At 68.8% G+C, this 22,671-nt stretch carries 15 protein-coding genes; all 15 read left to right on the forward strand.

The window, feature by feature from the left end; translation table 11 throughout:
* Positions 1-447: 447 nt before the first annotated feature.
* The 15 genes from tssJ (at position 448) to tssI (ending at position 22,666) form a co-directional block, all read left to right on the forward strand.
* Positions 448-963: a type VI secretion system lipoprotein TssJ gene (gene tssJ / locus WS87_RS22975; protein WP_059819092.1), complete on the forward strand. Its 516-nt coding sequence runs from the start codon at positions 448-450 to the stop codon at positions 961-963.
* Positions 960-2,342, forward strand: a complete 1,383-nt coding sequence (tssK, locus tag WS87_RS22980) for a type VI secretion system baseplate subunit TssK (protein ID WP_059819093.1) — start codon at positions 960-962, stop codon at positions 2,340-2,342. Before tssJ ends, tssK begins: the two co-directional genes overlap by 4 nt.
* 15 nt (positions 2,343-2,357) lie before the next feature.
* The gene (locus WS87_RS22985) at positions 2,358-3,677 is read left to right on the forward strand and encodes a DotU family type VI secretion system protein (protein ID WP_059525491.1); all 1,320 of its coding nucleotides are present in this window, start codon (positions 2,358-2,360) and stop codon (positions 3,675-3,677) included.
* Position 3,678: 1 nt separating this feature from the next.
* Positions 3,679-7,308: a type VI secretion system membrane subunit TssM gene (gene tssM, locus WS87_RS22990; RefSeq protein WP_059819094.1), complete on the forward strand. Its 3,630-nt coding sequence runs from the start codon at positions 3,679-3,681 to the stop codon at positions 7,306-7,308.
* On the forward strand, positions 7,290-7,985 hold the full coding sequence (gene tagF / locus WS87_RS22995) for a type VI secretion system-associated protein TagF (RefSeq protein WP_107938194.1): 696 nt from the start codon (positions 7,290-7,292) through the stop codon (positions 7,983-7,985). Before tssM ends, tagF begins: the two co-directional genes overlap by 19 nt.
* A 65-nt stretch (positions 7,986-8,050) precedes the next feature.
* Positions 8,051-10,432 (forward strand): serine/threonine-protein kinase, encoded by a 2,382-nt coding sequence (locus tag WS87_RS23000; RefSeq protein ID WP_059819096.1) that lies wholly within the window; start codon positions 8,051-8,053, stop codon positions 10,430-10,432.
* On the forward strand, positions 10,419-11,543 hold the full coding sequence (tssA, locus tag WS87_RS23005) for a type VI secretion system protein TssA (protein WP_082750651.1): 1,125 nt from the start codon (positions 10,419-10,421) through the stop codon (positions 11,541-11,543). The genes WS87_RS23000 and tssA overlap by 14 nt, the downstream gene beginning before the upstream one ends.
* Positions 11,544-11,602: 59 nt before the next feature.
* Positions 11,603-12,157, forward strand: a complete 555-nt coding sequence (tssB, locus tag WS87_RS23010; RefSeq protein WP_059525499.1) for a type VI secretion system contractile sheath small subunit — start codon at positions 11,603-11,605, stop codon at positions 12,155-12,157.
* Entirely contained in the window at positions 12,150-13,667 is a 1,518-nt protein-coding gene (tssC, locus tag WS87_RS23015; RefSeq protein ID WP_059690091.1) for a type VI secretion system contractile sheath large subunit, read from the forward strand. The genes tssB and tssC overlap by 8 nt, the downstream gene beginning before the upstream one ends.
* Positions 13,668-13,726: 59 nt before the next feature.
* Positions 13,727-14,218: an Hcp family type VI secretion system effector gene (locus WS87_RS23020; protein WP_059525502.1), complete on the forward strand. Its 492-nt coding sequence runs from the start codon at positions 13,727-13,729 to the stop codon at positions 14,216-14,218.
* Between the two features lie 16 nt (positions 14,219-14,234).
* The gene (tssE, locus tag WS87_RS23025; RefSeq protein WP_059525734.1) at positions 14,235-14,783 is read left to right on the forward strand and encodes a type VI secretion system baseplate subunit TssE; all 549 of its coding nucleotides are present in this window, start codon (positions 14,235-14,237) and stop codon (positions 14,781-14,783) included.
* A gap of 4 nt (positions 14,784-14,787) precedes the next feature.
* Positions 14,788-16,659, forward strand: coding sequence for a type VI secretion system baseplate subunit TssF (tssF, locus tag WS87_RS23030; protein ID WP_059819097.1), 1,872 nt, complete (start codon positions 14,788-14,790; stop codon positions 16,657-16,659).
* The gene (gene tssG, locus WS87_RS23035) at positions 16,656-17,780 is read left to right on the forward strand and encodes a type VI secretion system baseplate subunit TssG (protein ID WP_059819098.1); all 1,125 of its coding nucleotides are present in this window, start codon (positions 16,656-16,658) and stop codon (positions 17,778-17,780) included. Before tssF ends, tssG begins: the two co-directional genes overlap by 4 nt.
* Positions 17,781-17,792: 12 nt before the next feature.
* Positions 17,793-20,465, forward strand: coding sequence for a type VI secretion system ATPase TssH (gene tssH, locus WS87_RS23040; protein ID WP_059819099.1), 2,673 nt, complete (start codon positions 17,793-17,795; stop codon positions 20,463-20,465).
* Complete coding sequence (tssI, locus tag WS87_RS23045) at positions 20,462-22,666, forward strand: type VI secretion system Vgr family protein (RefSeq protein WP_059819100.1); 2,205 nt, start codon at positions 20,462-20,464, stop codon at positions 22,664-22,666. The genes tssH and tssI overlap by 4 nt, the downstream gene beginning before the upstream one ends.
* Positions 22,667-22,671 lie beyond the last annotated feature (5 nt).

Here is a 22,671-nt window from a genome sequence, read left to right on the forward strand (position 1 = left end):
GTGCTTTTTGGGATTCGTCAGTTGTTTGCCCGGCACCGGTCAATGATCGGAAAAGCCGGCCCTCCGTTCGGGCAGCGCAAACAGCGTGACATGACCCGCAGGGGCGTAGCCACCGACCGCCGACGGCCGTCAGGCTTGGGTTCAACGTCCATATCGCAAGTGAACCTGCAATAGAACCGGGCCGCCGTAGCGAACCGGTCGGATTAACGCGCCTTTTCAAAATGACAGAAATCAATCCAATTCATCGCCATTTCCCCAATTTCGATCTCGTTCCGTAATTGGCGATTTGACCCGTCTTTTTACAAGAATAAATTGCCGAATGAAATTTAAGCGGAAGGATATGCAAGTCACATAATTACCGGTCAATTAATTGTCCCCTTTTAATTAGAGGTGTCGGTTTCGCGTACGGAAATCGACGGGGGAATTATTGCGCTGCGAGGATGAAATATGCGCTGGCGGTCGAGCGGGTTCATCGTATTGGGATGTGCATTGCTGTTGCCCGGATGCGGCGCCACCGAGCGTGCCGCCGCTGTGCCGTATGCGATCACCGTCGACGTGGCGCCCGACGTCAATCCGGACCTCAACCGCAAGCCTTCGCCGATCGTGCTGAAAGTGTTCCAGCTGCGCGCGGCATCGGCGTTCGACGGCGCCGACTTCTTCTCGCTGCAGGACAAGCCCGAGAACATCCTCGGCGCGGACCTGCTCGGCACCGACCGCGTGATCCTGCGCCCGGGCGAGTCGCGCACGTTGCATTACCGCGGCAACGTCGAGGCCGGCGCGGTCGGCGTGATCGCCGAGTACCGGATGCTCGACAAGAACCGCTGGCGCCTCGCGGTGCCGCTACCGCGCGCGAAGCAGCTCAACGTATACAAGTTCTGGCAGACGTCGCCCGGCGAGCTGAAGCTGTCGATCGCGGTCAGGAACGGCGGTCTCGCGCTGAACGACACGCGGGGGCGCCCATGACCGAACCGACGATGTCCGCGACGCCGGTCGCCGCACTGCGCCAGCGCGTGGTGTGGACCGAAGGAATGTTCCTTCGGCCGCAGCATTTCCAACAGCTCGAACGGCACTGGGAGCGCTACGTCGCGCTGCGCTGCCTGCCGCTGCAGGGCTTCTACTGGGGCTTCGACACGCTCGAGATCGACCGGGAGCAGCTCGCGCTCGGCAAGGTCGCGCTTCGCGCGGCGGCGGGCGTGATGCGCGACGGCACGCCGTTCGACCTGTCGCATCCCGACGATCTGCCCGAGCCGCTCGACGTGCCGCCGGATGCGAAGGACCAGCTCGTCGTGCTCGCGTTGCCGTTGTGGCGCGGCGGCGGCGAGGAGGTGTCGTTCGGCGGGAGCGCAAGCGGCAACGGCGGCGCGGACGTCGCGCGCTACGTCGTTCGCGAATACGAAGTGGCCGATGCGAACGCGGTCGCGCTCGGCCCCGCATTGCTGCAAACGGGGCGCCTGAACGTCCGGCTGATGCTCGACACCGAGCTGACCGGCGACTGGCATGCGCTCGGCGTCGTGCGGATCGTCGAGCGGCGCACCGACGCGCGGTTGCTCGTCGACGACGGCTACATTCCGCCGCGCCTGGTCGCACAGCGCGACGCGGCGTTGCTGGCATACACGCGGGAGCTGCACGGATTGCTGACGCAGCGCAGCGACGCGCTGGCCGAGCGCCTGTCGGAGCCGGGGCGCGGCGGCGTATCGGAAGTCGCGGATTTCCTGCTGCTGCAACTGGTGAACCGCTATCTGGCGCTGACCTGGCACGCGCAACAGGACGTCGCGACGCATCCGGAGGCGCTGTTCCGCGACTGGCTGAAGCTCGCATGCGACCTCAGCACGTTCACGGCGGCCGGCCGGCGCCCGCAATCGCTCGCAGTCTACGTGCACGACGACCTGCGCACGAGCTTCGCCGAATTGATGACGGAACTGCGCCGGTCGCTGTCGACGGTGCTGGAGCAAAACGCGATCCAGATCGAGCTGCGCGACGCGGGCAACGGCATCCGGGTCGCGACGCTCGCCGATCCCGCGCTGCGCGACACGGCCGGCTTCGTGCTGGCCGTGCGCGCGGACGTGCCGGCCGACAGCCTGCGCGCGCGGTTTCCGGCGCAGGCGAAGCTCGGCCCGGTTGAGCGGATCCGCGACCTGGTGCAGTTGCAGCTGCCGGGCATCACGATGCGCCAGTTGCCGGTCGCGCCGCGGCAGATCCCGTATCACGCGGGTCATACGTACTTCGAGATCGACAAGGGCAGCGAGCTGTGGAAGCAGCTGGCGCGCTCCGGCGGTCTCGCATTTCATTTCGCCGGCGAATTTCCGGGGCTCTCGATGGAGTTCTGGGCGATTCGCGGGTGACGGCGGGGCAGCGCGATGAATTCTTCCTCCGATTCGATTTCCGCCGGCGCAGGCGGATTCGTGCCGCCGAATCCGGGCGGCATGCATCCATCGGCCGCGTCCGGCGCGGCCGGGCCGACGGCCACGCAGCCGCGCCCCGGCCGCTGGGCCGCAAGCGGCACGAATCCGCTCGTCGCGGCCGCCAACCCGTTGCTCAATCTCGTGCCCCAGATTCGCTCGACCGTCCATCATCCGAATCCGGCGTGGCTGCGCGAGCATCTCGTCGTCGAGATTCGTCAGTTCGAGGCGCGCGCGCAGGAAGCCGGCGTGCCGTCGGAGGCGATCATCGGCGCGCGCTACTGCCTGTGCACGGCGCTCGACGAAGCAGCCGCGCTGACGCCGTGGGGCGGCAGCGTGTGGTCGTCGCACAGCCTGCTCGTGTCGTTCCACAACGAAACGTGGGGTGGCGAGAAGTTCTTTCATCTGCTCGAACGCCTGTCCCAGCAGCCGCGCCAGCACCTCGACCTGCTGGAGCTGCTGTATTTCTGTCTCGCGCTCGGCTTCGAGGGCCGCTATCGGGTGCTCGACAACGGTCATGCGGAACTCGACGCGCTGCGCTGGCAACTGGCTCACACGATCCGCTCGGTGCGCGGCGAATTCGAGCCCGCGTTGTCGCCGCACTGGCGCGACGTCGTCACGCGCGACGTGTCGCGTCGCTTCGTCGTGCCGCTCTGGGTCTGCGTGGCGCTCGCGCTGCTGATCGGCTTCGGCGTGTTCGTCGGGCTGCGCATTGCGCTGGCCGGGCATTCGGACCGGCTGTTCGCGTCGATCGACGCGCTGCACGTGCCGAAGCTGCAGCCTGCTCAGGCACCGCCGCGCCCGGCGGCGGCGCCGCGCGTCGCGAAGTTCCTGGCGCCGGAGATCGCGGCCGGCCTCGTGTCGGTGCGCGACGACGCCGATCGCAGCGTCATCGTGCTGCGCGGCGACGGGCTGTTCAAGTCCGGCTCGACGTCGGTGATCGACCGTTACGCGCCGGTGCTCGCACGCGTCGCGGATGCGCTCAACCAGGTGCCCGGCAACGTGCGCGTGACCGGCTATACCGACGACACGCCGGTGCACACGGCACGCTTCGCGTCGAACTGGGACCTGTCGCGCGAGCGCGCGGAGGCTGTGCGCGGCATGATCGCCGCGCGCCTCGACCATCCGGAGCGACTCGCGGCCGAGGGGCGCGGCACGCTCGATCCGGTCGCGCCGAACGATACGCCCGCGAACCGCGCGCTGAACCGGCGCGTCGAGATCACGCTGCTGCCGGCGCCCGGCAGTGCCGCCGTCGGCGCGACGCAGGGAGCGCACTGACATGAACCAGGCTGTCGCGCGTTTCGTCCGGCCGTTGCCGTCGCGGGAGATCTGGACCTTCGCCGGTCTCGTCGTGCTCGCGTGTTTCGTGTGGCTCGCCGGGCCGCTGTTCGCGTTCGCCGAGATCCGCCCGCTCGAGAGCGGCTGGGCGCGCGCGGTGACGATCGCGGTGCTGTTCGCCGCGTGGGGCGCACGCGTGGCATGGCGAAGCTGGCACGCAAGCCGCTTGAACGCGCAGTTGCTGAACCAGTTGCGCGAGGCCGCGCCCGGGCCGGCGAACGCCGACGATCCGGCCAAGGCCCAGCTCGACGAGCTGCGCAGCCGCTTCGACGAGGCCGCGGCGCTGCTGAAGAAGGTCCGCTTCGGGCAGGCGGACACCGCGCGCAAGGGGCTGGCGCGCTGGTTCGACCGGATGTCGCGCCAGTATCTGTACCAGTTGCCGTGGTACGTGTTCATCGGCGCGCCGGGCTCGGGCAAGACGACCGCGCTCGTCAATTCCGGGCTCAGTTTTCCGCTCGCCGAGCAGTTCGGCCGTGCCGCGATTCGCGGTGTGGGCGGCACCCGGCACTGCGACTGGTGGTTCACGAACGACGCGGTGCTGATCGACACGGCCGGCCGCTACACGACCCATGAAGGCAACCGCGCACTCGACGAAGCCGAGTGGAAAGGCTTCGTCGAACTGCTGAAGAAGTACCGCACGCGCCAGCCGCTGAACGGCGCGATGCTGACGATCAGCGTCGCCGACCTGGTCGGCGCGTCGGAAGCCGAGCGCACGCAGCACGCGATGGTGCTGCGCAAGCGGCTGCTCGAGCTGCGGGCGCAGCTCGGCATCCGGTTTCCCGTCTACCTGCTCGTGACGAAGGCCGACCTGCTGGCCGGCTTCGCCGAGTATTTCGGCGGCTTCGGCCGCGCGGAATGCGCGCAGGTGTGGGGTTTCACGTTCCCGCTCGCGCAAAGCGAGGCGCCGGGCTTCGACCTGCGTGCCGCCTTCGACCGCGAATACCGGCTGCTGCACCAGCGGCTAAACGACGGGCTGCCCGAGCTGCTCGCCACACAGACCGACGCGCGCCAGCGCGAGATGGCGTATCTGCTGCCGCAGCAGGTCGCCGACTTGCAGGACATGCTCGGCCAGTTCGTCGCCGAAGTATTTTCCTTGTCCAGCTTCGAGCCGATGCCGATGCTGCGCGGCGTGTACCTGACGAGCGGCACGCAGGAAGGCACCGCGTTCGACCGCGTGATGAGCGGCATCAAGCGCTTCCTGAAGATCGAGGGCGTGCCGCCGGTTGCCCAGGTCGGCTCGACCGGGCGCAGCTTCTTCTTGAAGTCGTTGCTGCAGGAGCACATCTTTCGCGAAGCCGCGCTCGCCGGCAGCGACCTGCGCTGGCATCAGAAGCGGCGCGTGTTGCAGATCGCCGGCTATGCGCTCCTCGCGCTCGCGAGCATGGTCGTGCTGGCCGCCTGGCTGCGCAGCTATGCGAACAATCGCGCGTATCTCGACCGGATCGCGCAGCAGGTGCCCGCCGTCGATGCGCAGATCGCCGGTGCGAAGTTCTCGGATGCGGCCGACATCGCGCGGTTGCTGCCGGTGCTCGATGCGCTCGGCGGGCTCGCGAATGCCGGCGGCGTCGACCGCTCGCATCCGCCGCTCGCGTACCGCTGGGGGCTGTTTCAGGGCGAGAAGATCGACGAGGCCGTCGACGCCGTGTACCGGCGCGCGCTCGACGACGTGCTGCTGCCGATCGCCGCGCGCCGGATGGAGGCCGCGCTGAGCGATGCGCGGCCGGATGAAACCGACTACGCGTATGCGGCGCTGAAGGCCTACCTGATGCTGTATGACAGCGCGCACTACGATCCCGCATTCGTGCAGGCCGTCGTCGACCTGGAAATGGAGCGCTCGCTGCCGCCCGATTTCTCGCCGGCCGAACGCTCGGCGCTGCGCGCGCATCTCGCCGCGCTATTCGGCAACCGGGTGGCCGTGTCGCCGTATCCGATGAACGAGCGGCTCGTGGCCGACGTGCGCGACAGGCTGCGGCAAGTGCCGTTCTCGCAGCGGCTGTATCGCCAGCTCACGCGCACGCTGCGGCCGGCGACGTCCGCATTCGATTTCAGCGTCGCGCGCGCGGTGGGGCCCGACGCGTCGCTCGTGTTCCGCCGCCAGAGCGGCAAGCCGCTGTCGGAGGGCGTGCCGGGCCTGTATACGCGCAACGGCTATCGGAACGTGTTCGCGCCGCGCCTCGCGGGCGAGGTCGACGCATACGGGCGCGAGGAGGTGTGGGTGCTGAATCTCGGGCTGTCCGAGATCCCCGGGCCGAACGACGCCGCCGCATGGGCGCGCGACATCCGCCAGCTGTACCTGAACGATTATCTGAAGATCTGGGACGACTATCTCGCCGACATCAAGCTGCAGCGCACGGCGACGCTCGCGCAGAGCATCCAGGTCGCGCGCGCGCTGTCGTCGGCGGATTCGCCGCTCACCCGGCTGATGATCGCGCTCGCGCGCGACACGGCGCTCGGCGATGCGCCGGGCGGCGCGCGCAATCTCGCGTCGCGCGCGCAGGACAAGGTCGACGAGGCGCGCAGTTCGCTGTCGCAGATCTTCGCGGGGCAGGGCGCGAGCGACGCGAATCCGTCAGCCGTGGCGCCCGCGAGCCCCGAGCAGGTGGTCGACAGCCACTTCGCCGGGCTGCGCGCGTTCGCGCCGGGAGGCGGCGATCAGGCGCAGGCGTTCGACGCGGTGCTGAAGTCGATCGACGCGCTCTATACGTACCTGACGGCCACCGACGATGCGCTGCGCAGCGGCGCCCAGCCGCCGCCGTCCGACGCGCCCGCGCGGCTGCGCGCGCAGGCCGGGCGGCTGCCGACGCCGTTCCGCGAAGTGCTCGACGACCTGTCGAACGTCGCGAACGGCAGCGTCGCGACCGTCGAGCAGCGCAGCGTCGCGCAACGGGCCGGCGCGAACGTCGGCGATTTCTGCCGGCAGGCGATCGCGGGCCGCTATCCGTTCGCGCGCGGATCGTCGCGCGACGTCGCACCGGCGGATTTCGCGCAGATGTTCGCGCCGGGCGGCCTGATGGACGACTTCTTCCAGAAGAACCTGCAGTCGATCGTCGATACGACGTCGCACCCGTGGCGTTTCGCGAACCGCAATGCGGACGCCGATCCGGCGGCCGCCGCGATGCTTTCGTCGTTCGAGAAGGCCGCGGTGATCCGCGACGTGTATTTCGGCGGCGGTGCACGCACGGCGCAACTGAAGGTGCAGATCCAGCCGCTCGAAATGGACCCGTCGCTCACGGAGATGGTGCTCGACGTCGACGGCCAGATCGTCCGTTATGCGCACGGCCCGCTCGTGCAGAGCGCGGTGGACTGGCCGGGCACGCGCGGCAGCAACCAGGTGCGCCTGCAGGTGTCGGGGCAGGCCGGCGCGACCGACGGCTTCACGACCAACGGGCCATGGGCGCTGCACCGGCTGTTCGACCGCGCGGCCGTGTCGGCCGGGCGCGGGTCGGACCAGATGGTCGCGCGCTTCACCGTCGACGGCAAACCGCTCGTGCTGCAGGTGAATGCGGGCAGTGTCCGCAATCCGTTCAGGCTGCCCCAGATGGAGTCCTTTACATGCCCTCCGAAGCAATGAGCCGCCTGCCGCCGCTCACGCGCGCCGACGGCGACGCCCCGGCCTGGTACGGAAAGATTCCCGGCGCCGGCGACTTCGTGAACAGCCGGCTGCCGCATGCGCTCGCACAGTGGTGGGAACGCTGGCTTCAGCAGGGGATGGCCGCGATGCGCCAGCGCGGTCCGGACGAGATCGCGCGCCACTACACGGTCGCGCCGGTCTGGAATTTCCTGGTGCCGGCGGGCGCCGGCGCGTCGTGCGTGCAGGCAGGTTGTCTCGCGCCGAGCTGCGACCGCGTCGGGCGCTACTACCCGGTGATCGTCACGCTGCCGATGCCGGCGGCCGACTACTGGAACGGGCTGCCGGACGCCGCCGACGCGTTCTACTGGCAGATCGGCCATGCGTTGCTCGATGCGATCCGGCATGCGCGCGCGCCAGTCGACCTCGAGGAGACGCTTGACCGCGTGCGGCTCGCGCCGGGCGGCGGGCCGCCGGCGGAAGTTGTCGACGGGATGCCGGCAACGCTGCCCGAACGACCGGCGCTCGCCGCGTGGCCCGGGCTGTCCGGTTATTTCGATCCCCACGGCGGGACGAGCTTCTGGTGGACCAATCGCGCCGACGGCTCGCCGCTGCGCACGCATGCGCATACGGGCACACCCGACAACGCGCTGTTCCTGACGCTGTTCGGCGGTAGCTGACGGTGCCGGTCGGCGGTCGGAGGCTGGCAACGCAGGCAATACGGATGCGGTATCGCGAGGTAGACATGAAGGACCCTTCATCGAGAGACAACGAGCACGACACGGCGACCCGCGGCGACGCGCCCGAATTCACGGTGCGGCCGCTGCCGCTCGGTCATCGCCTGGGCGAGCTGCAGCTCGACGAGGTGCTGGGCATCGGCGGTTTCGGCATCGTCTATCGCGCGTTCGACCGCACGTTGCGGCGCGCGGTCGCGATCAAGGAATACATGCCGTCGATGCTCGCGACGCGCGGCGGCGACTACACGGTGTCACTGCGCTCCGAGCGGTTCGCCCAGGCGTTCGACGCGGGACGCGGCGCGTTCCTCAACGAGGCGCGCTTGCTCGCGCAATTCGACCATCCGGGGCTCGTGAAGGTGCTGCATTTCTGGGAGAGCCACGGCACCGCATACATGGTGATGCCGTTCTACGAGGGGCGCACGCTCAAGCAGCTGCTCGACGGCGGTGCGCGGATGAGCGAGACGCAATTGCGCAACATCGTCGGCGCGCTGCTCGGCGCGCTCGACACGCTGCATCGCGCGCAGTGCTTCCATCGGGACGTCGCGCTCGACAACGTGCTGATCCGCCCGAACGGCAGCGCGATCCTGCTCGACTTCGGCGCGGCGCGCAAGCGGATCGGCGATCTCGTCGACGACGGCGCGATGATGATCAAGCCCGGCTACGCGCCGATCGAGCAATACACCGACGACCCCGCGTTCAGCCAGGGGCCGTGGACCGATCTCTACGCGCTCGGCGCGGTGATGCACGCGTTGATCACAGGTGAACTGCCGCCCGCGGCCGTCGTGCGCAGCATCAAGGACACGTACCGGCCGCTCGCGTCGCGCGAGTTGCCGGCCGGCGAGGTGTACAGCCCGGCGTTCCTCGCGGCGATCGATCACGCGTTGCAGTTGCGGATCCCGGATCGGCCGGAGTCGGTCGCGGCGTTCGCGGCGGAACTCGGGTTGCGCAATCTCGACCGGCCGGGCGGCGGGTATGGTGCGGCCGTTGCGCCGCCGGCCGCCGATGCCGGCGGCGGTGGAGCAGGGAAGGTGGCTTCCGGTGTTTTGGGGGCGGCAGCGGTGACGGGAAATACGTCGGCCGGTGAGCGCGGGACGGCGTCGGGCGATGCAACATCGGATGTGCGGTCGTCGCAGCCTGAGCGGGCGGAAGGCCGGACGAGCACTTCCGATACGGCGTCTATCGCGTCCGCCGGGGCTGGCGACAAGCCGAACGATGGCGGGCCTTTGGCGTCGACGGCGGCTGCGCAAGCCCTGCATTCATCGGCCTCGCCCACGTCTGCAACTGCTTCGTCATCCGTATCGCAGGCGTTGTCGGCTTCCGAGAAAACCGGGCGATCCGACGGACGTGAAGGTGATGAGGGGCGTGCAAAGGAAGGGGCGAACGACGAGCGGTCGGCTTCGACGCCTGAAGCGCGTGAGGATGCCGGCGTGCGATCGGGAAGCGCCGGGGCGGACAGCGGGCAGGGCCGTGCAACGGATACAGGAAACCTGAACGGAACGGCAGTGCCAATTGCTGGCGCTGCTGGCGCTGCTGGCGCTGCTGGCGCTGCTGGCGCCTCCACATCCACGCCGTCGCCGGGTGCATCGCCTCCGATCCACCCGCCGCGCCGCCCATCGTTCATCGCGGCGGGCAACCGGCGCACGAAGACCTACGTGGGTGGCGCGCTGGCAGCAATGATTGTCGTTGGCATCGCCGCGACCTATCTGTCGCGTCCCGCGAAAGTCGCGGGCGAACCGGAAGCGGGGGCAAGCCAGCCGCTGGCGGGCGTTGCGTCCTCGGGCGCGGCGTCGGACGCGATGCTCGCGCAGCGCGGCCCGACGCCGATCGTCGTGCCTCCGTCGAGCCTGCCGGCCGGATCGTCCGCGCAGGTGCCTCCGCCCTCGCTGGCCGCCGCGCCGGCCAGCACGCCCGCTGCGGGGGCGGCCGTGCCCGCGCCGCAGGTCGCGACGACCGCCACGGACATCGCCGGCGTCACACCGTCGCAAGCGGGCTCGAGCGCGACCATCGCACCGGCCGGCAGCCTCGACACATCGGAGCGCGTCGTCAACGTGCCGCCGTCGGAGGCCGCTGCGCCGCCGTCGACCGCACCAGTGCCCGCGCCGGCGTCGCCATCGGAAGCGGCGACGGCCGTTGCCGCGATCAACGCGCCGGCCGTCGAGCAGCGCCCGCCGAAACAGGAGACCGTCCAGGTCCGTTTCAACGTGCGTCCGTGGGGCGACGTGTACGTGAACGGCGCACGGCGCGGCGCGAGCCCGCCGCTGCGCTCGGTGTCGCTGACGCCGGGCGTCTATCAGATCGAGATCCGCAACGGCTCGCTGCCGCCGTTGCACCGCACCGTGGCGATCGACTTCGGCAGCAAACCGGTCAACATCGACTATGCATTCGAATGACGTCAGCCAGGCGGCGCTGGCTGCCGCCGCATTGTCCTCGCCGTCGCCCGGTTTGCCGGCCGCGACGCCGCGCGCCGAGTTGATCGGCCGGCTGCTGGCGGAGGTCTCGCCCGAAGCCCCGTGCGGTCCGAACCTCGAATACGACGCCGACTTCCTGCAGCTTCAGGAGCGGGCGACACCGCGCGCCGAGCAGCAATACGGCGACACCGTGATTCCGGCCGAGACGCCCGACTGGCGCGCGGTCGAGCGCCTTGCGCTTGCGCTGGGCGAGCGGACGAAGGACTTGCGTGTCGCCGCGTATCTCGCGCGCAGCTGGACCGAGCAGCACGGCATCCCGGGCTACGCGGACGGGCTCGCGGTCGTCGCCGGCCTGATCGGGCGCTGGTGGGACGACCTGCATCCGCGCCTCGACGCCGATGGCGAACCGGATCCGACATTGCGGATGAACGCGCTCGCCGATGTCGCCGGCGCACACGAATGCGCGCGCGCGGCGCGGCGCCAGCCGCTGTTCGACGGCGGCCCGAGCGTGCGCGACGCCGAACGCGCGCTCGACGGGCGCGACGAAGCGGGCGGCCCGGCCACAGTCAGCCGCGACGGCCTGGTCGCCGCGCTGTCGACCGCACGCGACGACGGCCGCGTGCCGATCGACGCGGTGCGCGCGGTGCTGGGTGCGCTGAATGCGATCCGCGCGCACGTCACGGACCGGCTCGGCAGCGAATGGTCGCCCGATGCGAGCGACACGGAAAAGGCGTTGCAACGCATCGTGCACGAAATGCCGGAGCCGGTGCCGATGCACGCGACACGGCCGGCGGACGGTTCGATTCCGGCGGCGCCGGCTGCATCCGGCGCCGCGCACGCCGCGTCCACGCCGGCCGCGTTGCCGAACGGGCAGGCCTGGCGCGATGCCGAGGTCGCGAGCCGCGACGACGTGCGGCTCGGCATCGACAAGATGTGCCGCTATTTCGAACTGCACGAGCCGAGCCACCCGGCGCCGCTGCTGCTGCGGCGTGCGCAGCGACTGCTCGCGCTCGACTTCTACGAAATCATCCGGGACCTCGCTCCAGAGAGCCTGCCGAAGCTGGACCTGCTGAGCGGCGAGCGGAGCGAATGAGGCAAGCCGCCCGGCGGCGGCGACGTACACGCAATCTGATCGATGTGAAGGAGCGGACGATGACGGACAGAACCAAGGCGGCAGGCAGCGGACAGAAGTTCATCGCGCGCAATCGGGCGCCGCGCGTGCAGATCGAGTACGACGTCGAGACCTACGGCGCCGAGCGCAAGGTGCAGCTGCCGTTCGTGATGGGCGTCATCGCGGATCTGGCGGGCAAGCGCGCCGAGCCGCTGCCCGATTTACCGGAGCGCAAGTTCCTCGAGATCGACGTCGACAACTTCGACGAGCGGATGAAGTCGGTCGCGCCGCGTGTCGCGTTCCAGGTGCCCAACACGCTGACGGGTGAAGGGATGCTCAACGTCGACATGACGTTCGAGCAGATCGACGATTTCTCGCCGGCGGCGATCGCGCGCAACGTCGACGCGCTGCGCCGGCTGCTGGATGCGCGCACCGAGCTGTCGAACCTGCTGTCGTACATGGACGGCAAGCACGGCGCCGAGCAGCTGATCGAGCGCGCGATCAACGATCCCGACCTGCTGAAGACGCTCGTGCGCGAACCGCGCGCCGACGCGCAGGCCGGCGACGCGACCCAACCGGAGGCCCGCGATGAATGACCCTGTCCAGTCCCGCGCAGAAACTCGCAACACCCGCGACGCCGCGCAGCCGGCCGTCGCGCACGGCGAATTCGCCGCGCTGTTGCAGAAGGAGTTCAAGCCGAAGACCGCCGAGGCGCGCGAGTCGGTCGAGCGCGCGGTGCGCACGCTCGCGCAGCAGGCGCTTGAACATACGGTCGGCATGACGACCGACGCATACGGCAGCGTGAAGCAGATCATCGCGGAGATCGACCGAAAGCTGTCCGAGCAGATCAACCAGATCCTGCATCACGACGAATTCCAGACGCTCGAAGGTGCATGGCGCGGCCTCCATTACCTCGTCACGCATACCGAGACCGACGAGCTGCTGAAGATCAAGGCCTTGCCGGCGTCGCGCAACGAGGTTGCGCGGATGCTCAAGCGCTACAAGGGTGTCGCGTGGGACCAGAGCCCGCTGTTCCGCAAGATCTACGAGGAGGAATACGGGCAGTTCGGCGGCGAGCCGTTCGGCTGCCTCGTCGGCGACTTCTACTTCAATCACAGCCCGCCGGACGTCGAGATGCTCGGCGAGCTGTCGAAGATCGCGGCGGCCGCGCACGCGCCATTCATCGCGGGCGCGTCGCCGGAACTGATGCAGATGGATTCGTGGCAGGAGCTGTCGAATCCGCGCGACCTCACCAAGATCTTCCAGAACACCGAATACGCGGGCTGGCGCAGCCTGCGGCAGTCGGAGGATTCGCGCTACGTCGGCCTCGCGATGCCGCGTTTTCTTGCGCGGCTGCCGTATGGCGCGCGCACCAATCCGGTCGACGAATTCGACTTCGAGGAAGACACCGACGCCGCGAATCACGACCGCTACACGTGGGCGAACTCGGCTTACGCGATGGCCGCGAACATCAATCGCTCGTTCAAGTTGTACGGCTGGTGCTCGTCGATTCGCGGCGTCGAGTCGGGCGGGGCGGTCGAAGGGCTGCCGAGCCACACGTTCCCGACCGACGACGGCGGCGTCGACCAGAAATGCCCGACCGAGATCGCAATCAGCGACCGCCGCGAAGCCGAACTCGCGAAGAACGGCTTCATGCCATTCGTACACCGGAAGAATTCGGATTTCGCGGCGTTCATCGGCGCGCAGTCGCTGTATCAGCCGGCCGAGTATCACGACCCCGACGCGACCGCGAACGCGCGGTTGTCCGGCCGCCTGCCTTACCTGTTCGCGTGTTGCCGCTTCGCGCACTACCTGAAATGCATCGTGCGCGACAAGATCGGCTCGTTCCGCGAGCGCGACGACATGGAGCGCTGGCTCAACGACTGGATCATGAACTACGTCGACGGCGACCCCGTGAACTCGTCCCAGGAAACCAAGGCGCGCAAGCCGCTGGCGGCCGCGCAGGTGGTCGTCGACGAGGTCGAGGACAACCCCGGCTACTACACGTCGAAATTCTTCCTGCGACCGCATTACCAGCTCGAAGGGCTCACCGTGTCGCTGCGGCTGATCTCGCGGCTGCCATCGGCGAAGGCGGCGAACGAGTGAGCGGCACGCGGCATTCGATACGGCATTCAACGTGATTTCGCACCGAAACGGAGACGGCAATGGGCGTGGCAATGTTTATGAAGGTGGACGGCGTGACCGGCGAATCGGCGGACGCGCAGCACAAGGGCTGGACCGACATCGAATCGTTCACGTGGGGCGCGAGCCAGCCGGGCGCGATGGCGAGCGGCAGCGGCGGCAACGCGGGCAAGGCAAGTTTCAACGATCTCGTCGTGGCCGCGTACATGGACAAGGGCGCGCCGGCAATCGTCAAGAACTGCGCGAGCGGCAAGCACTTGCCGAAGGTCGAGATCTCCGCGTGCAAGACCGGCGGCACGCAGGTCGAGTTCATGCGCGTGACGCTGCAGGAAGTGCTCGTCACGTCCGCTCAGGTCGCGGGCATCGACCCCGGCGACGCGGCCGACCGGCTGATGATGCACTACGGCTTCCAGGCCGCGAAGGTGAAGAAGCAGTACTGGCAGCAGAACGACAACGGTGGCAAGGGCGCCGAGGTGTCGGTCGGCTGGAACATCAAGGAAAACACCGAGATGTGACGGCGGAGCGATGACGATGGACGACCCGCAAGCCCGCGCCGGCCGCCACGCCGGAGTGCGCGACCGGCTGCAGCCCGCGCTGCTCGACCGGCTGACCGACGACGCGCCGCAGCGCACGGCCGATCCGCCCGGCACGCAAGGGATCGGCGCCGAGCGCCTGCGTGCGGCCGTGCTGCGCGATCTCGCGTGGCTGCTCAATACGCGCAATGCCGAGGACGGCTTCGTCGACTGGGCCGCGTTCGCGCACGCGCAGGCCTCGGTGCTCAACTACGGAATGCGGCCGCTCGTCGGCAAGCCGATGTCGGGCGTCGAGCGGATGTCGGTCGAGGCGTCGATCCGCGACGCGATCGTGCGCTTCGAGCCACGCATCGCGCCGGACAGCGTCGAGGTCCGCAGCGTCGCCGATGCATCGGACGGGCGTGCCGGCGAACGGCGTCACAACGTGCTGCTGTTCGAGATTCGCGGCACGCTGTGGTCGATCCCGCATCCGGTCGAATTCGTGCTGCGCTCCGACCTCGATCTCGAGACAGGCGCGATGTCGCTGCGGTCGGCGGCGGGAAACTGACACGATGGATACGCGCCTGCTCGACTACTACAACCGCGAGCTCGCGTACCTGCGCGAGCTCGGCGACGAATTCGCGCAGCAGTTTCCGAAGGTCGCCGCACGGCTGCGGCTCACCGAATCCGGGCCGCCCGATCCGTACGTCGAACGGCTGCTCGAAGGCTTCAGTTTCCTCACCGCGCGCGTGCAGCTGAAGATGGACGCCGAGTTTCCGCGCTTCACGCAAGCGCTGCTGGACGCGGTGTATCCGGGCTATCTCGCGCCATTGCCGTCGATGGCGATCGTGCGGTTCGCGCCGATGCTCAACGAAGGCAGCCTCGCACAGGGCTGGCGCCTGCCGGCCGGCACCGCGCTGCGCGCGCGGGCCGCCGCGTCCGAGCAGACCGCGTGCGAATTCCGTACCGCGCACGACCTGACGCTGTGGCCGCTCGAGCTGACCGATGCGGCGGTCACCGGCGCGCCGTCGTGGCTGCCGCGCGGCGCCGTGCCTGCGCGCCAGGACGTGCGCGGCGCGCTGCGCATCCGGCTCAAGGCGCGTGGCGGCGCCAGGTTGTCGCAACTGCCGCTCGAGCAACTGACCTTTCATCTCGCGGGCCCGGAACGCGACGCGCTGCACCTGCTCGAACTGATCGCCGCGCATGCGCTCGGCGCTGTCTGCCACGACCCGGGGCAGCCGCCGCGCTGGCTGCATGCGCTCGACGCCGATGCGATCGTCCATGAGGGTTTCGATCCGGCGCAGGCGATCCTGCCCGACGACGGGCGCAGTTTCCACGGCTACCGGCTGCTGCGCGAGTATTTCGCGTTTCCGGCGCGCTTCCTGTTCTTCAGTATCGGCGGGCTGCGCGCCGCGCTCGCGCGCGCCACCGGCGACGAATGCGAGCTGACCGTGCTGTTCGATCGCCACGACGCCGCGCTCGAAGCGGCCGTCGATGCGCGGCATCTGGCGCTGAACTGCACACCGGCCGTGAACCTGTTCGCACGTCGCGGCGACCGGATCCTGTTGCAGCCGGGCGCGCGCGAGCATCATGTCGTCGTTGACCGCAGCCGGCCGCTCGATCACGAGGTCTATGCCGTGCAGCGGCTCGCGAGCGAGCAGCGCGACGATGGCCAGTCGCGCGAATTCCGGCCGTTTCATGCGTCGTTCGCGCGCGACGACGGCAACTACGGCGCGTACTACACGGTACGGCGCGAGCCTCGGCTGGTGTCCGCGCAGGCACGCGCGAACGGCACGCGCACCGGCTACGTCGGCAGCGAAACCTACGTGTCGCTCGTCGACAGTCAGTGCGCGCCGTACGACGAGACGATGCGCTATCTGTCCGTCGACACGCTGTGCACGAACCGCGATCTCGCGCTGCTGCTGCCGCCGGGCGATTCGAACGCGTTTACGCTGCGCATTTCGGCGCCCGTCGAGCGCATCGTCGCGATTCGCGGCCCGTCGCGCCCGCGCCCGCCGATCGCCGACGCGCAGACGGCCTGGCGGCTCGTCCGTCATCTCGGGCTCGCCCGGCAGACGCTGACCGATCTCGACGACGACGAGGGCGCACATGCGCTACGCGAGCTGCTCGGCCTGCATGCCGACCCGGCCGATGCCGCGATGCGCCGGCAGATCGACGGCGTGCGGCGCGTCGCGTTCTCGCCGGTGTTCCGGCGGCTGCCGGCGCTCGGCCCGCTGATGTTCGGGCGCGGCGTGCAGGTCGACGTGACCGTCGACGATCATGCGTTTTCCGGCGACAGCCCGTTCCTGCTCGGCGCTGTGCTCGAACAGTTCTTCGCGCGGCATGTTTCGATCAATGCGTTCGCCGAATGCGTGCTGACCAGCGTGCAGCGCGGCACGCTCGCGCACTGGCCCGCGCGCATCGGCCGGCGGCCCGCGATATGAAGCACGGCACGCCACCCGGCGCTCGATCGGCCGTCGAATCCGCCCGCCGCGATGCGTGGTGGGCGCGATTGCGCGCCGCGCCGCATGGTTACGACCTGTTCCAGGCGTTGCGCTGGCTCGATGCGCTGTCGTCCGGCCGCGCACCGCTCGGCCATGCCGCGCGGCCGCGCGACGAACCGGTGCGGCTCGGGCAACAGCCGTCGCTGGCGTTCGCGGCGTCGATGGTGGCCGGTGCATACGATGGCGACGGCGGCGCCACGCGGCCGCGCATCGCGATCCACGGTTTCGGGTTGTTCGGACCGAACGGTCCGCTGCCGACCCACCTGACCGAATACGCGCACGAGCGCGCGGCCCAGCACGACGACCCGACGTTCGCCGCATTCGCGGACCTGTTTCATCACCGGCTGATCCTGCTGTTCTACCGCGCATGGGCCGACGCGCAACCGACGGTGAGCCTCGATCGTCCCGGGCGCGCACGGTTCGACGCGTATGTCGCGAGCCTCATCGGGCGCGCCGCGCATGACGACAGGCCGGCCGCGCAGGCCGATGCGGAACGCACGGCCGCCGACACGCTCGCGCCGCATGCGCTTTATTTCCACGCGGGTCATCTCGTGCGGCACACGCGCAACCCGGAAGGGCTCGTGCAGATCCTGAGCAGCCATTTCGGCGTCGACGCGCGCATCGTCGAGCACGTGCCGCGCTGGGTCGCGATCGAGCGCACGCAGCGCTGCGTGATCCGTGCGACGCGGCCGACCCTGCGCGTCGGCGGCGTCGCGCTCGGCATCGCGGTGCGCGACGCGCAGTCCCATTTCCGGATCGTGCTCGGGCCGCTGTCGCTCGACGCGTACCGGCGCTTCCTGCCGGGCGGCCCGCACGCGCGGCAACTCGCGCACTGGGTCCGCGAATACGTCGGCATCGAGTTCGACTGGGACGTCCAGCTCGAACTGGCGGCCGACGCGGTGCCCGCGATCGCGCTCGGCGCGCCGCAGGGCCTCGGCCGTACCGCGTGGCTCGGGCAGCGGCTCGACGCGGGGCCCGCGCGCGATCTCGTCGTCCGTTACGACGCGCGCCGTGGCGGGCCGCCGCGCACCGGCGCCGTCCCTCATCGCGAAACCGCCTAAACGGGAACCGTCATGTCCGATATCGGCCGCGTCAACCTGTTCGGAAAGCTCAACCCGCTCCTCTACGAAACGCTCGAGCAGGCGACCGGATTCTGCCGGCTGCGCGGCAATCCATACGTGGAGCTCGCGCACTGGTTCAAGCAGCTCCTGCAGCGGCCCGACGGCGACCTGCAGCGCGTGCTGCGCCGGTTCGAGATCGACGAGGCCGCGATCGAGCGCGGCCTCGTCGCGTCGCTCGATCGGCTGCCGCGTGGCGCGGGATCGGTGTCGGACCTGTCCGTGCACATCGACGACGCGGTCGAGCGCGCGTGGGTCTATGCGACCTTGAAATACGACGCGACGCGGATTCGCGGCGCGGTTCTGCTGCTCGCGATCCTGAAGACGCCGCAGTTGCGCAACGTGTTGTACGCGATCGCACGCGAGTTCGAGCGCATCGTGCCCGACGTGCTCGCCGACGAACTCGCATCGATCGTCGACGGTTCTCCCGAGGCGCAACCGGCCGTGCGCGCCGATCCGGGCTCGGGCACCGACTCCGGCGACGCCGCGATGCGCGGTGTGCCAGCCATGGAAGGCGCGGCCCTGGCGCGCTTCGCCGTCGACCTGACCGCCCGTGCGCGGGCAGGCGAGATCGACCCCGTCGTCGGGCGCGACGCGGAGATCCGCCAGATCGTCGACATCCTGCTGCGGCGCCGGCAGAACAACCCGCTGCTGGTCGGCGAGGCCGGTGTCGGCAAGACCGCCGTCGCGGAAGGCTTCGCGCTGCGCATCGCCGCCGGGGACGTGCCGCCGTCTCTGCGAGACGTCGCGCTGTACCTGCTCGACATCGGGCTGCTGCAGGCCGGCGCGAGCGTGAAGGGCGAATTCGAGAGCCGCCTGCGCGGCGTGATCGACGAAGCGATGTCGTCCGAGCGGCCGACGATCCTCTTCGTCGACGAAGTCCATACGCTCGTCGGCGCGGGCGGGGCGGCCGGCACCGGCGACGCCGCGAACCTGCTGAAACCGGCGCTCGCGCGCGGCCTCCTGCGCACCATCGGCGCGACCACGTGGTCCGAGTACAAGCAGTACATCGAGAAGGATCCCGCGCTGACGCGGCGCTTCCAGCTCGTCCACGTGCTCGAACCCGAGGAGGCCGCCGCCGTGACGATGCTGCGCGGCCTCGCCGCGAAGCTCGAAGCGCACCACCGCGTGCTGGTGCTCGACGATGCGCTGCAGGCCGCCGTGACGTTGTCGCATCGGTATATTCCCGCGCGGCAGTTGCCGGACAAAGCGATCAGCCTGCTCGACACGGCCTGCGCGCGCGTCGCCGTCAGCCAGCACGCGGTGCCCGCGCCGATCGAGGACGCGCGCCGACGCATCGACGGCCTGCGCGTGGAGCGGGAACGGATCGCGCGCGAGTGTGCGCTCGGCACCGGCGATACCGCGCGGCGCGACGCGATCGATGCCGAGCTTGCCGCCGTGCAGACGGAGCTCGATCGGCTCGATACGCGCTGGCAAGCCGAGCGCGACGCATTGGCCTCGATCGTCGAATCGCGCGCCGCGCTGCTCGACGACGCGCCGTCGAGCGAGCTCACCGGCGACGCACGCGCCGATGTCCTGTCGCGCCTCGCCGCCGCGCAGCAGGCGCTCGCCGAGATGCAGGGCGACGCACCGCTCGTGCTGCCCGCCGTCGACACGCATGCGGTCGCCGCCGTCGTCGCCGACTGGACCGGCATTCCACTCGGCCGGATGGTGCGCGACGAGACGCAGGCCGTGCTCAAGCTCGCCGAGACGCTCGGCGAACGCGTCGTCGGCCAGCACCATGCGGTCGAACTGATCGCCGAACGGATTCAGACCGCACGTGCGAAGCTCGACGACCCGACCAAACCTCACGGCGTGTTCCTGCTGTGCGGGCCGTCCGGCGTCGGCAAGACCGAGACCGCGCTCGCGCTGGCCGACACGTTGTACGGCGGCGAGCGCAACGCGATCACGATCAACATGAGCGAATTCCAGGAGGCGCACACGGTATCGACGCTGAAGGGCGCGCCGCCTGGCTATGTCGGCTACGGACAGGGCGGGGTGCTCACCGAGGCCGTGCGCCGGCGGCCGTACAGCGTCGTGCTGCTCGACGAGATCGAGAAGGCGCATCGCGACGTGCATGAGATTTTCTTCCAGGTGTTCGACAAGGGCTGGATGGAAGATGGCGAAGGGCGCGACATCGACTTCCGGCATACCGTGATTTTGCTGACGTCGAACGTCGGCGCCGATCGCGTGATCCAGCTGTGCCGCGACCCCGAGCGCCTGCCCGACATGCAGACGCTTGCCGATGCGCTGCGCGCGCCGCTGCTCGACGTGTTCCCCGCCGCGCTGCTCGGCCGGCTGACCGTCGTGCCGTACTACCCGCTGACCGATGCAACGCTTGCGCGCATCGTCGAGTTGCAGCTGCGGCGCTTCGAGAAGCGGATCGACCAACATCACGGAATCCGGCTGCGCTGCACCGATTCGGCGACCGCGCTGATCGTCGCGCGCTGCCGGACGATCGAATCCGGCGGCCGCATGGTCGACGCGATCCTCACGCATACCGTGATGCCGCGCATCGGCCGCGCGATCCTCGAGGCCACGCTCGAAGGCCGCGCGCTGACGTCGATCGAGGTAAGCGCCGCCGGCGGCGAATTCGCTTACCGGTTCGACGAGGAGGGAACGACGTGAATCGCGTATTCACACTCGACAGCCCGCACGGTGACGACCTGAAGTTCCACACGCTCGACGGCAGCGACGAACTCGGCCGCCTGTTCGAATTCCGGATCGAGGCACTGGCTGACAGCCACAGCCTGTCGCTGAAGGACATGCTCGGCAAGCCCGTGACCGTGCGGATCGAACAGCAGGACCTGTCGACGCGCTATCTGAACGGAATCGTCGTTCGGGCGACGCTAGCCGGCCGGCGTGCCGAGCGGCACTACGGTTACGAACTCGTCGTGCGGCCGTGGCTGTGGCTCGCGACGCGTCGCTCCGATTGCCGGATATTCCAGAACCGCACCGTGCCCGACATCGTGCAGGAGGTGCTCGCGCCTTACGGCTTTCCGATCGAGAACAAGCTGACCGATGCGTACGTGCCGCGTGAGTTCTGCGTGCAATACAACGAGACCGACACAGCGTTCGTGATGCGATTGATGGAGTTCGAAGGTATCTATTTCTATTTCCGGCACGCGGCCGACAGTCACACGCTCGTGCTGTGCGACGCGATGTCGTCGCACGTCGCGTTGCCCAGCTACGAAACGATCCCGTACATCGCGCAGGATCGCACCGCGATCGCCGACGAGGAGCACATCGACGGCTGGCTGCCCGCGCAGGAGGTGAGCGTTGGCAAGCATCAGACCACCGACTACGACTATACGAAGCCGCGTGCGGATCTTTCCACGCAGAAAGTCGATCCGCGCGGCCACGATCACGACAGCTTCGCGTCGTTCGAATGGCCGGGCGGGTATCGCGACGATGCGCCTGGTGCGCATTACAGCCGCGTGCGGCTCGAGGAGCAGCAGGCCGAACATGAGCGGGCGAGTGCGGATACCGACGTGCGCGGCGCCGCGCCGGGTTATCTGTTCACGCTTGCGCATTGCCCTCGTGCCGATCAGAACCGCGAGTACCTGATCGTGCGATGTCGGTACCGTTTCCAGGAGAACGCGTATGCGAGCGATCAGGGCGCGGAGGCTGTGGTGCATCAGACGATGATGCTCGTGCAGCCGTCGAGCCTGCCTTATCGATCGCCGCGTGAAACGCCGCGGCCGCGGACGAACGGGCCGCAGACGGCTACCGTGGTCGGGCCGCCGGGGGAGGAAATCTGGACCGATCAGTATGGGCGGGTGAAGTTGCAGTTCCGGTGGGACCGATACGGGCAGAGCAATCAGGATTCATCGTGCTGGGTACGGGTGTCGAGTCCTTGGGCCGGCGGTGGGTTTGGTGGCGTGCAGATTCCGCGTGTCGGCGATGAGGTTGTCGTCGATTTTCTCAACGGTGATCCGGATGAGCCGATCGTGACGGGGCGGGTCTACAACGGCGAGAAGATGCCGCCGTGGGGATTGCCGGGCAGCGCGACGCAGAGCGGGCTGCTGTCGCGCTCGTCACCGGGCGGGACGACCGACCATGCGAATGCGTTCCGGTTCGAGGACAAGAAGGGCGCCGAGCAGCTGTGGATGCATGCCGAGCGCAATTTCGACGCGGAGACGGAGGCCGATCACACACTTTCCGTCGGGAACAACCATACGCATACCGTCGGGAACGACGAAACGATGCAGGTGAAGAACAACCGGCAACGGAGTGTCGGGCAGAACGAGACAGTGAATATCGGGCAGAACCGGGTCGCGCAGATCGGGGTGGACGAGACGCATGGGGTGGGGGGAAACCGGACGCGAACGGTCGGCAAGAACGAAACCGTGACGATCGCCGCGAATCGCGACGCGACCATTGGTGGAATACATACCGAGACGGTTGCGAAAGCCAAGACTGAAACGATCGGCGAAGGCAAGACGCTGAATGTCGGACAGATGTATCAGACGACGTCGCAGGACATGAAGACGCTGGTTGCGTCGTCGCATACCGAGGAGATCGGCACGCGGACCTCCACGATCGCCAAAGCCCATACGCACACGGTCGGCGGCGAACACACCGTCAACGTCGGCGCGAACCATACGACGAACGTGCAGCATCAGGTGACCGTCAACGCCGGAGATCAGCTCTCGCTCGTCTGCGGGATGTCCAGCATCGTGATGAAGCGCGACGGCACGATCACGATCCAGGGCGTCAACGTCGCGTCGGCTGGCACCGAAAGCCACACAGTCAACAGCAAGAAGGTGACGTCGTCTGCGTCGGTCGAGCATACGGTCGAAGGGACGATCCTGAAACTGAATCCATAACGGAG

The organism is Burkholderia sp. MSMB0856, from assembly GCF_001524645.2.
Taxonomy (GTDB): domain Bacteria; phylum Pseudomonadota; class Gammaproteobacteria; order Burkholderiales; family Burkholderiaceae; genus Burkholderia; species Burkholderia diffusa.